Source organism: Candidatus Nitrospira allomarina (assembly GCF_032050975.1).
GTDB lineage: Bacteria > Nitrospirota > Nitrospiria > Nitrospirales > UBA8639 > Nitrospira_E > Nitrospira_E allomarina.
On sequence record NZ_CP116967.1, the window covers coordinates 2103062 to 2115149 of the forward strand.

Below are 12088 nucleotides of genomic sequence, written 5' to 3' on the forward strand. Positions count from 1 at the left end.
CCTGTGGCGGATCCGTGCCGGAAGTTAGTCCTCCAAAGGAATGGTGATGACAATGGCCCCCATGAGGTCGCCCTTTTTGAAGTCACGCTTGGGGCTTAAGGGGTGAGCATTATGGCAAGTAGTGCAAGTATCGTTAATCGCTGTATCGGCATAAATGGCCTGGAACAAGCGTTTTTTTCCGGTGGATACAATTCCACGTTGAGGCGTATCGGAATTGAGCGAAAGTTGCTCCAAGGCTTTCCGTTCGAAATCTGTTGCAGGCCCATTCCTTCGATAAATTGGCCAGAGACTAATTAAACGGAATCGAATGCCGTGCCCTGATTCCGCAACCAATTTGCTGGAGATATGGAGAAACTGTGCAGGAAGGGGAATGGCATTTTTGTTTTCCCAATCTTCTCGAGCCATGACGACGCCTTGCTCCTGCATCCTTTTCACGATATGCGTTGTGTAGACGTGACGGTCCGCCTCAACGATAGCATGAATAAAATCTGCAACTTTCTCCGGTGATAGATTTTTCATGGCGTTGGATTCACCTGCTTGAAGAGATGAAGAAACACCTGTTCCTATGAGGAGAGTGGCAAGAAAAACCATAGATAAGCCGGTCCTACTACCCCGTAGGCTTGTCATGACGTCGTACTCCTTTCCTTCGTCAGGTGGGCATTCGAGACGGGTAAGGTGATCAAACAGGTCGTTCCCCGGTTTTCTTCACTTTCCATTCGAATGTGTCCGCCTAATTTATTGATGATTCGATAGGCCACGGTGAGTCCAAGGCCCGATCCTTCTCCCTGCCCCCTCGTGGTAAAAAAAGGGTCAAAGACTCTGGGCAGATGTGTTGGGGCGATGCCGCGCCCTGTGTCTTTTATGCGGATTTCCAGATCGTGCCCTGACGCTTCTGTTGAAATAACAAGCTTCCCACCTTCTTTCATCGCTTGAAAAGCATTGGTGATGATGTTGGTAAAGGCCTGTCCAAGTTCCAAGGCTTTTCCCTGAATGGAAGGGATGGGTCCAAGGTGAGTTTGGATTTCGACCGGGGCTGATGGAAAGAGATCCTTGACCGTCGTCACGGATTGTTCCAACAGTTCATTGAGGTTAATGAGCGTTTGCCCTTCAGTCAAATTTTTTCCGGATTGACCGGTAAAATCCCGCACGACGGAAGCCATACGTTTTCCATGTTGAACGATGCCTCTGGCATATTCTTTAATTTGTTCGGGGTTGGTTTCCTCCTGTATCGCTTCACCTAATCCAATAACTCCGACTAAAGGATTATTGAGCTCATGCCCAATCCCGGCACTGAGAACGCCCAAGCTTGCCAATTTCTCCCCTTGGATAACCCGGTCCTGGAGGATACTTTCTTCCGTCGTATCTCGTAATACCAATCCGGCACTTGGCCCCCTTCCGGGGCGTGCCTGGACACCAAACCAACGGTACCGGAACGTTCGCTGATTGATCCGAATTTCCTGGCGATTGGTGCCCGATTGAGCCCAATTTGTGGGAACCAGGGGATCTTGCAATGAGGCGGTGGACGGATTGGCCTTGGCATTGTCTGAAAATGGAGGTTCCAAAACCTGAACCGCGTGCATTTCCTGTTTCAGGCGGTCTCGTGTCGCAGGATCCAAGGAGAAAATTTGGAACAATGGGGTGCCGATGATCTCGCCGTTAGTGACGGCGAAGGCTTCTTTCGAAGCCTTATTCACATATTCGATGTGTTCGTCTGGGCCAATCATCAGGACCGGGTCAGGCACATTATCCAGAATTTTAATGGTTGACTCTTCAAGGTATTTCACTTCCTGGGTTTTCAACTCAACTTGGCTTTCCAATCCGGCGAACTGTGAAGCCAGTTGTTGGTTCATGCGATTGACTTCATCGGCCAATTCCTCAATTTCATCGCCGGTAGATAATGTTATGGGCTCCCGATATTCCCCTCTGCCGATTTGCCGGGCAGCTTCCTGAAGGCGACGAATGGGTGCGGCAATTCGATTGGCCGCTATATATCCCAATGTGACGAGCAGCGCCACTCCAAGTAATCCAAAAGCTGCCGTCCATTTAAAAAAATGCTCTATGGGGGCAAAGACCTCACCGGATGACTGCCAGACAAACATATGCCAGGTCTGGCCGGTGGAGAATTTAGTAATCTGATTGGTATTACTCAGGGGGGCAAATCCAATGATGGAGGCTGCAGTGCCCCCATGGCCATCACTTGGGGCTGGAGTCCATCCGGCCTTCAGGGGGGTGACGAGGGGAATAAGTCGGATGTCACTCATTGAGGTGCCCGTGGGAAGGATCGGGCAACTCAAGACGACGCCGCGGCTGTCAATGAGCATGACATGACCGGTTTTGCCAAATCGAATAATGTCGATGGAAGGGGCAAAAAACTCCTTGGCGTCATAAATCCGGTGCAGGACGCCGATGGCTTCATACCGCAAACTATCCATGATGGGTAGGGCGATAGTAAACGTATAGACTCCCAGTCGTGAATCAAACGCCAGTTGGCCTATATACGGTTGACCGACTCCATTGTGGAATGCACCTTGCCACCATACTTCTTCCCGATGAAGGTAGGGAATGTCGGAATCCAGACTCGCAATGACCCGTCCTGCACGATCGGTGATAAATAAGGCACGTGTGGCAGATCGGGTAATCAGCGGAATGGGATGGCCAGGGTCCATAAAGGTTCCCCCGACATGTTGTTGCAGAATCTCGGCAAATGGTCCTTTCAGAATTCGTTGAAGCATGTCGGCATCCTTGGCGTTCCAGGCTTCTTGTTCTAGGTTTAGGGTGCGAGCCAGCTCTTGGGGATTCAACTCACTGAGGGCATCGCGGATGTGTTCCAGGCGTGCAATGATTTTGACATCGGTTGTCAGTAAGGCCGTGCGAGCCAGTTCATCTGCCATGACCAGATCAAGCTTTCTGGCCGTCTCTGTTGCGAGAGCTTCAAAGCTGGATCCATTGACCTCGCGAATTTCCTGTGTGCCCTGGTAGAAAGCCAGGAGGAGTCCAATGATCAAAGGCAGTGCGCCGACCAATAGCATGGAGAGAACCAGTTTTTTGGTCAATCCTTTTTTTCTTTTGGCGGTTTTGGGTTCAGGGTTGTCCACCGGACACCGTGCCTTCTACAGGAGGGATGGCGGGGAAGGACAATCGGAAGGTGGTCCCTTTCCCCAATTCGCTTTCGACTTGAAGATCCCCATGATATTTTTTGACAATGGTTTTGACGTTATAGAGTCCGAGGCCCGTCCCCTGGCCTTTCGGTTTCGTTGAAAAGAAGGGATTGAAAATCTTTTGGAGGTGTTCCGGGGAAATGCCACAGCCGGTATCGCTGATAGCAACCTGAACGGTTCCATTGCGGTGTGAGGTGGTAATGGTGAGGCTGCCTTTTTCCTCCATGGCATGAATGGCGTTGGTAATCAGATTGATGAATACCTGGAGGATTTCTTCGGGTTTCGCCTGGACGGTCAGGCCGTTTTGGTAATGTTTCTGAACTGTGATCTCCCGAAATTTTGTCGCAAATCTGGAAATGCTTAAGGCTTCATCCAATCTGGCATGGAGGTCGATTCTTTCGAGTTCCTGATGGCTGGAGGTGCGAACATAATCCGTGATATTTCGTGAAATGGCTTGTATGCGTTGAGCCGCTTCATGGATGCTGGCGGCATGGAGCCGAATGCGATCAAGATTGTCTTCCTCTTGAATTTCCTCGGCCATCGCCAAAATGACATACAACGGGTTATTGATGTCATGGGCAATCCCTGATGCAAAGGTTCCCATGCTGGCTAATTTTTCGGATTGAAACAGTTGTGTTTGGATAAATGTTTGATGTTGGATCAACTCTGAGAGAACTTTGGCAGCGGTTCCTCCAAGCACTTCAGCCCCGCTGTGTTTGTGCTCCGTAATGTATGAAGGAAGAATGGGATCCCCGGTCACGTCAATAATTAGATTCAGCTTGTCTTCCTGAATAAGTTTCAGAGGGTGAGAGACGGTCGGAATATTGTGAAGCCTGGCCAGTTGAAATCCCAAGGCGTGAGGATTTGTGTCGGCAATACCCAGGAGACGGATGTGGGGTAAATTAAGAAAGGATTCCAACATGGCCGTTCCCCCCTTGCCGGCTCCAAGAATGGCAATGTTAATTGGGGGCTCAACGGTCGTCATGGAATCCCTCCTTGATTGTTGGCGTGGAGGAGGATGGAAGGCTAAAGTCGGGTGGGGAGCTTGAGAAGTTTCTCCATGTCTCAACGGTCATATGGTAGAAAGCCCTATCCTGAGGATAGGGCTTTTCTCGATATACCATAGTCTTCTTCATGGGGAACCATTTACCCGCGAGAAGAAAATCGAAATCTGAAACGTTCGTTCTGTCAGATTACAGGCGATTGAGATCTCGTTTTTCCATGGCGGTGGCCACGGATTTTAGGAGCTTTTCTTTTTCAACCGGTTTTACGAGATAATCCACAATCCCCTGCTTGAGAAATCCCGTGGCCATTTCCATATCCGGGAATCCCGTCAGTACAATGAGTGGAACTCGGGGGTATTGCTGTTGGAAATAATTAATGGCTTCCACGCCGTTGATTTTTGGCATGCGAATATCGGAAATGATGACGTCCAACATTAAAGGATTTTCGCCTTTCTGTACTTCCTGAATAGCCTTTTCCCCATCCTCCGCCTCGATGACATCATAGCCGGCCTTTTCGAGCGTCATCCGTACAACTTTTCGGACATCGGGTTCATCGTCCACGACGAGAACCAGGCCGTTGGTTTTGTGTCCTCCAAACATTGCTGCAGTTGTTTCTGCCATTACTCTTCTCCTTTGGTGTTAGGTGAGTAGCCTGATTGGATTTTCAATTGGTCAGAGGGAAAAGAAAAAAGTTCTTATCTCTTCTGAAAGCACAATATTATCGTAATCAACCGATAAGAGAAAGGGTTAATTTGGCCTTATAATCTGGCATATTGGGAATGACAACCGCGGATAGCGGGTAAATCGCCTTGGCGTGCCCAATATTATTCCCGAAGACTGCTGGGAATAGTCCAGTTTCCCTCCCTTCAGTTCATTTCGGTGTCTCCAAGAAAGATCCTTCAACATTTTAGAGAATTCTCTTTCCTCTGAGGGCGAAAAGGGAACGAGCATTTTTAAAATGTGTTGGCAGCGGGTGGTATTCGCTGCAAGACTGGAATCCTTCATTTTGTCTCCTTGCTAAAAGGGCAGATCCAATTTAGGCAGGTATGCTCGACTAGGGAAGGAATCGTGGAAAGGGATGGAGTCGATTCGGGTGAAAATAGGATAGAGGAGTGGACACCATATGGCCCTTCGGACAAATTGGCAGTCCTTGCCCAGCTACAGAAAATATGCCAGCTATGTTGGCGATGGAGAAGAAGGCGCCCGGGAGCGGGGAGGCATGAAAGATTCTGGTGTGCCGAATGGCAGACTTTCGACATAGATGGAACTCGATGGAAACGCAAAACTGGCCTTCTCGCCCTCGACGATTTCCTTGATTTTGTATGCCAAGCGTTCTTTGGCTTCCAACCACTCACCCCACACAATGGTCTTCGTAAAACAATACAGTTTAATGTCAATGCTGGAGTTACCGAATGAATCCAGAAAAATAAATGTTTTGGTCTTTTCGGGATTGGTTTCAAAGTCACCACATTCGTAAATATAGGCCGAAATGGCTTGGATAATATTTCGAATTTGGTCATGAGTCGAGCGATACTCGATCCCGATCATCCAATGAATTCTCCGGTTCGTCATGCGGGAGTAGTTGATTAACGCTTCATTGGCCAATTTGGAATTGGGAAGTGTGACCAGGGCTTTGTCGAATTGACGGACCTTTGTCGCACGAAATCCAATTTCTTCCACCGTGCCTTCTACGTCAGGCGTTTTGATCCAGTTGCCTTTTTCAAAGACCCGGTCCAAAAATATCGTGAATCCCGCGAACATATTCTTAATGAAATCCTGAGCGCCGAGGGCGACTGCCATGCCGACCAGTCCCAAGCTACCGAGGACCGCCGCGACATTGAATCCCCATTCCTGAAACACCGCGGCAATGCCTAGGCAGACCACCACGAACTTTGCGACCTTGAGGAAAAACCCCTTAATGGTTTCGTGCATGCTTTGGCTGCCGAAGAGTGTGATGGATCGATCCAGTAGGGCGGACAGCGGATCCAGTATTCGAAAAATAGCCCAAAAGATCGTGAAGGCAATCAAGGACCGGATGATTTGTCCAAAGATCGCACCCAACGCGGGCGACAAGGAGATGACCTGTCCGGAAATGTACAGACCAATAATGACAAACGTGAATTCAAGCGGGCGTTCAATGGCTTCCAGGATGCGATCGTCCATGTCCGTTTTGGTTCGTCCGGTAAATCGTCGCAAGAGACGTGAAAAAAGACGGAAAACAATTCGACGGACAAACAAGAATGCCAGAAATACACCTAAGGCAAGAAAAATATCACCCAGGGTGGTATGTAAAATGCCGATCTGCCAGACCGTCAGAATTTCTTGCCAAAAATCTTGAAGCATCAACCGAAGGTTCCTGACATTAATAAAAAGATTGAAGATTGCTTGAATGAAGGAATAGGTTGACTGGCAGGATGAAGCCGGGCGTGTCTCTGAATAACATTGCTGGACGGATCGATGAATGCGGATCAATTAGGTTGTGAACATGTTCACGGGAAGGGTAAAAGAATTCGAGGTAAAGGTCAATTTTCATGGTGAATTCGGAAAGAAATTTCGTGGGTATGAAAGAGATAGAAGTGGAGTGGCCGACGTCAGTCGGTCTGGGCCCCATTTCCTGGACTCTCTGAACGCATGTGATAGGATAATTCGTATTGGCACTGTTTATGATGTACCTGAGTGAGTAGGAGAAAGGAAAGCCGGAATGGCATCAAGTCATCAGGTCTGGATGAGCGTGACATTGGCCTTTATTGGACTGATGGGATGTGTAGGAAAGCAGGAATTTGTGGACGCTCAGCAAGCGGCTATCGGGCGTGGAATTGTCGAAGGCACCAAAGGCTACCGACAGATTCAACAGGAAGCGTTGTCCGCCCAAAAACATCTAAGAAAGGTTCAGGGGCAGGTGTTTAAAATCGAAGGCGCGGCTTATGTTGTGCACGTCAATGATCAGATTGAAGCTCGGCTGCCTTTTGATGAAAATACCCAGATTGATCGTCCGGCACATGTGGGGGACTGGATTGAAGGGCAGCTCGATCAATCCGGTCGCGCCAGAATCATCCGGAATATCGATGCCCAAATTTCACTCGAATAAGTGCCTTTCTTTTCAATCTTGACTCTCTTCGGTTTCTCTTGAGGCGTCCCAATAATCCAATTTCAGAAGTCTTGTCTTGCAACCCTTTTCAACTGAGAATGTTGAGTCGGATGGTTGTGCCCATGAAATTTGTTGGGAGTAACGCCGGGTGGGGAACTCTGAGTTAAAGCCAGCAGCCTAATATCCTGGGAAACCCGGGATAAAGGGAAGGAGAATGGAGATTGCAATGAGAATGATGATAATCCATTCAAGGATTTCCATACGCTGATTGCCGGTTTGACCGGCCATTTTGTCATACAAATTATCCAGTGTGTTTAACTTGCGAAGAATGCTTGCATCCCAGCTTTGCAAATGAAAGCGTTGAGACGCCAGCCGCGAGACTCTTGCCAGATATTGATCGCCGAATAATTTCAGGGTATTGGTCACCCGTTCAAAGAGAATGGCGCTATCGACTTGCATGCGTGCGATTCGGCGAAGATTTGCATCGGATGATCCCGGCCAACGAAACCTGTGCCGGGTTTCCTGTGTGAGAGCGCCATACGCGTCGTCAAGCGCCTCGTCTAATTGGTGATCGAGAAATCGCCGCTCGACTAATTCCACATTGGCAAATTCTAAGACCGCCAGCACGTCATCCATCTCTTGCCCGATCATCAGCGCGGCATTCCAATCAATGAGAGTCAGGTCCTGCGTTCCAAAGGCAATTTGACTCGTGGTGGCATCCTTAATTTCCTGGTCTGACAACGGTTGATCCTCACAACGAAGGATTTGAGACAGAAGGGTGCCGTGTTGGTTCACAAATTGCGAAAGATCCAAAGCGGGTTGCGTCGAGAAAATATGAAATATCGTGTAGTCCTCGACAAATTCAGAGATGTTCGGTTTTTCTATTGCTGAACCTAACGTGGTCAGGAGAGATTGGACGTGTCGGAGTGTGTTTTCGAGCAGTTGAACATTTTCATAGAGCGCTTCACTGAGTGGAAGCAACGATACAAACGGTCCCGCCAGTGGAATCTGATAGGTGACCATGATGGCGCCGAAGTCATAGAGGACGGTTTCGACCGTGCGAAGGGTGCAGTGTGTTCCGAGACTGATCGATTGAAGTTCTTCCGTAATGCGGAGCGGTGCGGGGTGATAATCAAAGTATTCAGGTGCCGGCCGTTTTCGTTTAATCCGCCCTCGTTCCTTGATGGCCGTAATTCGTTGCTCGGCTTCCTCAATGTGAATAGAGGCGCCCACGTCATAGGCAAAGACGGCGATACACCTCCCGTCTTGTATGTGAAAATTACCTGGAGCAATCATGGATGGCATGTGTCAAGTGTGTGGCGATGAATGGAGGACTGACACACTCGGAACCCATAGGTGTTGCTCACGGGTGGTGTGGGTAAACGAAGATTGGGGAGCGATAGAAGTCATACACATCATTCGTGAGAGGCCAACAGATTAACGGTATAGGAGAACACAGAGTATACAATTGAAATCGGACATGGATTTAGACGTCGTGAGTAGAGTCAACCCGTGGGACTTCCACTTCCATGCCGGGGAATTCCGCTTTCAGTCTCATGGCAAACGCGAGGGACTGGCGTTCTTCGCCATGCACAACAAATGCTTTTCGAGGATGTGGGGTAATTGCGCGGACATAGGCGAGGAGATCATCCCGGTCCGCATGGGCGGAATATCCATTTAACCGGACTATCTGAGCTCGCCGTTGTGTAGGGATTCCAAAAATAGGCACCGTGTCCCATTCCTCAGCCAGTTTGCGTCCTAAGGTGTGCTCGGCTTGCCATCCTACCAGGACGATAACATTGGCTTCATCCTCAATCGTATGCTTGAGATGATGCACGACGCGCCCCCCTTCACACATGCCCGATGCCGAAATAATGACGCATGGGCCGCTGCGCCGATTCAGGAGCTTGCTGTCTTGAGCCGTCGAGATAAAATTGATGTATTTCGCGGCAAAGACATCGCCGGTCGAGGTAAAGGTTTGATAAGTTTCTTCGTCGTAGCATTCCGGGTGCTGGAGAAAGACTTTGGTGGCTTTCAACGCAAGAGGGGAGTCGATATAAATTGGAATGGGATCGACCTCTCCATTGTTCACGAGGTCCTTAATGCGCATGATGATTTCTTGAGTGCGGCCGACCGAAAAGGCTGGAACAATAATTTTGCTTTTATGTTGAATCGCATGGGTCACGAGTTCTTTCGCGATCGCTGTTCGTTTGGCCTGGTCGTCCTCATGCAGTCGGTCGCCATACGTCGATTCAATGATCAGGACATCACAGGAGGGAGGCGGATGCGGATCCCGAAGGATCGGCATGTTGGCCCTCCCTAGGTCTCCCGAAAACAGGACCGAGGTGGTATTGCCACGACTTTGATGCTTAACCCAGATTCCCGCCGATCCCAGAATATGACCGGCATCATGAAATTGCACCTTTAGATTGGGGGCCGCAGAGGTGTTGGTCCCATATCGTAACCCTCGAAACTGATTGCCGATGATTCGAACGTCCTCTATCGAATAAAAGGGTGTGACACAGGTTGGACCCCTCCGTCGTTCTTTTTTATTCACGTATCGACAGTCACTTTGCTGAATTCTGGCGGAATCTTCCAGTAAAATTTTTGTCAAATCTGCCGTGGCCGACGTCATATGGACCGATCCGCGAAAGCCCTCCTTTGCCAGGACCGGAAGAGCCCCGGAGTGGTCGATGTGGGCATGGGATAAGCACACCGCCGTCAGGGATTTTGGATCAAAGCCAAGGTGCCGATTCAGTGTGGCCGCGAGGTCTCGCCGTCCTTGAAACATGCCGCAGTCCAGAAGCAGGCGGGAGGATCCCGCGTGAATGAGATGACGACTCCCCGTGACGGATCGGGCGGCTCCATGAAACGAAATCTTCATGATGGGGCTTCAAGTGGATGTTCGGCCATGATAATGTTCCAGGCTTCCCCTGCGGTTTCAGCATAATGAAACAATTGCAGGTCTTCAGCCTCGATCAAGCCATTCTCCACAAATTTCTCCCAGTTGATGAGATCTTCCCAAAAGGGTCGTCCGATGAGTATGACTGAGACATCACGTACTTTTCCTGTTTGAAGAAGGGTCAGGGTCTCAAATAATTCGTCCATTGTTCCGAATCCGCCGGGAAAGACCACCAAGGCTTTGGCTCGATTGAGAAAGTGCATTTTTCGAAGGGCAAAGTAACGAAATTGAAAACACAGTGCAGGAGTAATGTATGGATTGGGTAATTGCTCATGTGGTAACGCAATATTCAGTCCGATGGATTTGGCTTTTACATCGGCTGCACCCCGATTGGCTGCCTCCATGATACCGGGACCCCCGCCGGTGATGATGACAAATTTTCGACGTCCGTCTATCTGACAACTGGAAGACACCAGGCGGCCGAATTCACGTGCTTCCTGATAATAGGGAGAATAAGCCTTCTGGTTTTTGGCAATGGCCACGGCCCGTTTTTTTTCCGGATCGTGTGGTGAGGCGGTCAGCTCTTCTTCCGCGATCAAGAGTTTGGCTTTGGCTGCGGCCGGTTCCAGAAGCCTGGCACTGCCGAACACCACAATGGTGGATTCGATACCCTCGTCCTGTTGGAGTAATTCCGGTTTAAACCATTCCAGTTGGAGCCGGACCGCCCTGAGGTCGTCCCGCTGCAAAAAATCAAGGTCGGAGTCTGCCCGTTTGTATGCGGGAGAAGACAGGGGAGGAGGGTCAGATTGGGGGAAATTGGTCATAGGCTGATACAATTTATACGAAGAGGGCAGAGAGAAGATTATAAAGACCCAGGAAGTAATTTGAAACTGCTGAAGAGGCTCGGTGGCATATTCTTTCTTGAGTGACGTGAAGGAACACCCATAAGATCAGAAATCGGGTATAGTCCAATGGTTCGGATCGTACCGGAGTGCGCAAGAAATAAGCACCCACTTCTTTAGCCATCTCCGAATGTACAGCCTGCCCCAATCCGGAATCTTCCGATATCTGCCAACTTGTCCCTTCCGTGGACGAACCCTTCGGGCTCATTAATCGCAGGGCCATCTATCAGGCCGGCTAATTTGGGTTCTGTGGCGGGCATGTGACCGGAGTCTATACATTTTTTGCCAGGGGCTGGAGAATTGACCCGGCACAATCGCAGGGGGCAACAGCGGTCGGTGGGTATTTTTGACTCAGGCCAACTTCTGGAAAAACGGGCCTTTTACGAGCGACCGGTCTATCAGGTCACTTGTAAAGCCTTGGAGACTTCGCAACTATGTCTATTGGATCGCACGGGTTTTCTCTTGTTTCTGGAAAATCTTGGTGAGTAAGCGGTCAACTTGTTCAGTTGCTCAGTAAAGAAAAGACAGCTGTGTTGAATGCGGCTGATCAATTTGCGTCCACTCCGGCACCGCAACGATTTGCCAGACTTTTATTGGAGTTGGGCGATCGATTCGGGAAACACGATGAGACAGGGGTTCGCATGACCCTTAACCTCAAACGAAAAGATCTTGTGCAAATGACGGCAGTCACCGAAGAGACCGTAGTCTCGTCCAGGGGTTAAGCGTGGACGAATGGCTGAAGCGTTTTGAGCAGAAAACGCTCTCCCAATCCCCAGGTGCTGAACAAGAAACCGGGAACATGGTGTTTTTCCGTGGAGGCTGTGCAGGATTAGTGAATGATCGTTCGAATGAAGTAGACGGCGTGGGAAATGGTGCTCTCTATGTTAGTCCACGCCTTCCCTCTATTCTGGGGCCATAGCGACTGGGAGGAAATGAGAGTGGTCTTAGGAAATTATTCTTATTGTGGTAAAGGATCATTTTTAGTGCCAAAACCATGAAATCTCAAACTACGTCTTTCCCAAATAATTAATTAG

At 49.4% G+C, this 12088-nt stretch carries 11 protein-coding genes; 3 read left to right on the plus strand and 8 right to left on the minus strand.

Features of this window, described 5'->3' with window-relative positions; genetic code table 11:
• Positions 1 to 24: 24 nt before the first annotated feature.
• The 5 genes from PP769_RS09265 to PP769_RS09285 all read right to left on the minus strand — a co-directional run bounded on the left by PP769_RS09265 (position 25) and on the right by PP769_RS09285 (position 6505).
• Complete coding sequence (locus PP769_RS09265) at positions 25 to 519, minus strand: Tll0287-like domain-containing protein (RefSeq protein ID WP_312646822.1); 495 nt, start codon at positions 517 to 519, stop codon at positions 25 to 27.
• A gap of 104 nt (positions 520 to 623) precedes the next feature.
• The gene (locus PP769_RS09270; RefSeq protein ID WP_312646823.1) at positions 624 to 3095 is read right to left on the minus strand and encodes an ATP-binding protein; all 2472 of its coding nucleotides are present in this window, start codon (positions 3093 to 3095) and stop codon (positions 624 to 626) included.
• Positions 3082 to 4143, minus strand: coding sequence for a sensor histidine kinase (locus tag PP769_RS09275; protein ID WP_312646824.1), 1062 nt, complete (start codon positions 4141 to 4143; stop codon positions 3082 to 3084). The genes PP769_RS09270 and PP769_RS09275 overlap by 14 nt, the downstream gene beginning before the upstream one ends.
• A 208-nt stretch (positions 4144 to 4351) precedes the next feature.
• Positions 4352 to 4783, minus strand: coding sequence for a response regulator (locus PP769_RS09280; RefSeq protein ID WP_312646825.1), 432 nt, complete (start codon positions 4781 to 4783; stop codon positions 4352 to 4354).
• Positions 4784 to 5338: 555 nt separating this feature from the next.
• Entirely contained in the window at positions 5339 to 6505 is a 1167-nt protein-coding gene (locus PP769_RS09285) for a mechanosensitive ion channel family protein (RefSeq protein ID WP_312646826.1), read from the minus strand.
• A 358-nt stretch (positions 6506 to 6863) separates the two neighbouring features.
• On the opposite strand from PP769_RS09285, the gene PP769_RS09290 reads away from it, so the two are divergent.
• The gene (locus tag PP769_RS09290) at positions 6864 to 7250 is read left to right on the plus strand and encodes a hypothetical protein (RefSeq protein ID WP_312646827.1); all 387 of its coding nucleotides are present in this window, start codon (positions 6864 to 6866) and stop codon (positions 7248 to 7250) included.
• A 177-nt stretch (positions 7251 to 7427) separates the two neighbouring features.
• Here the strand turns inward: PP769_RS09290 and PP769_RS09295 are convergent, their stop codons facing one another.
• The 3 genes from PP769_RS09295 to PP769_RS09305 all read right to left on the minus strand — a co-directional run bounded on the left by PP769_RS09295 (position 7428) and on the right by PP769_RS09305 (position 10976).
• On the minus strand, positions 7428 to 8555 hold the full coding sequence (locus tag PP769_RS09295; RefSeq protein ID WP_312646828.1) for a hypothetical protein: 1128 nt from the start codon (positions 8553 to 8555) through the stop codon (positions 7428 to 7430).
• A gap of 181 nt (positions 8556 to 8736) precedes the next feature.
• The gene (locus tag PP769_RS09300) at positions 8737 to 10134 is read right to left on the minus strand and encodes an MBL fold metallo-hydrolase RNA specificity domain-containing protein (protein WP_312646830.1); all 1398 of its coding nucleotides are present in this window, start codon (positions 10132 to 10134) and stop codon (positions 8737 to 8739) included.
• A complete protein-coding gene (locus tag PP769_RS09305; protein WP_312646831.1) occupies positions 10131 to 10976 on the minus strand; it encodes an LOG family protein in 846 nt (281 codons plus the stop codon). The genes PP769_RS09300 and PP769_RS09305 overlap by 4 nt, the downstream gene beginning before the upstream one ends.
• Before the next feature lie 608 nt (positions 10977 to 11584).
• On the opposite strand from PP769_RS09305, the gene PP769_RS09310 reads away from it, so the two are divergent.
• On the plus strand, positions 11585 to 11776 hold the full coding sequence (locus PP769_RS09310; protein WP_312646832.1) for a cyclic nucleotide-binding domain-containing protein: 192 nt from the start codon (positions 11585 to 11587) through the stop codon (positions 11774 to 11776).
• Between the two features lie 2 nt (positions 11777 to 11778).
• On the plus strand, positions 11779 to 11973 hold the full coding sequence (locus PP769_RS09315) for a hypothetical protein (protein ID WP_312646833.1): 195 nt from the start codon (positions 11779 to 11781) through the stop codon (positions 11971 to 11973).
• Positions 11974 to 12088: the final 115 nt, after the last annotated feature.

Coding starts and splice junctions, on each gene's coding strand:
- PP769_RS09265 (WP_312646822.1), bottom strand. CDS start 519: ATGAAAAATCTATCACCGGAGAAAGTTGCAGATTTTATTCATGCTATC.
- PP769_RS09275 (WP_312646824.1), bottom strand. CDS start 4,143: ATGACGACCGTTGAGCCCCCAATTAACATTGCCATTCTTGGAGCCGGC.
- PP769_RS09280 (WP_312646825.1), bottom strand. CDS start 4,783: ATGGCAGAAACAACTGCAGCAATGTTTGGAGGACACAAAACCAACGGC.
- PP769_RS09285 (WP_312646826.1), bottom strand. CDS start 6,505: ATGCTTCAAGATTTTTGGCAAGAAATTCTGACGGTCTGGCAGATCGGC.
- PP769_RS09290 (WP_312646827.1), top strand. CDS start 6,864: ATGGCATCAAGTCATCAGGTCTGGATGAGCGTGACATTGGCCTTTATT.
- PP769_RS09295 (WP_312646828.1), bottom strand. CDS start 8,555: ATGCCATCCATGATTGCTCCAGGTAATTTTCACATACAAGACGGGAGG.
- PP769_RS09300 (WP_312646830.1), bottom strand. CDS start 10,134: ATGAAGATTTCGTTTCATGGAGCCGCCCGATCCGTCACGGGGAGTCGT.
- PP769_RS09305 (WP_312646831.1), bottom strand. CDS start 10,976: ATGACCAATTTCCCCCAATCTGACCCTCCTCCCCTGTCTTCTCCCGCA.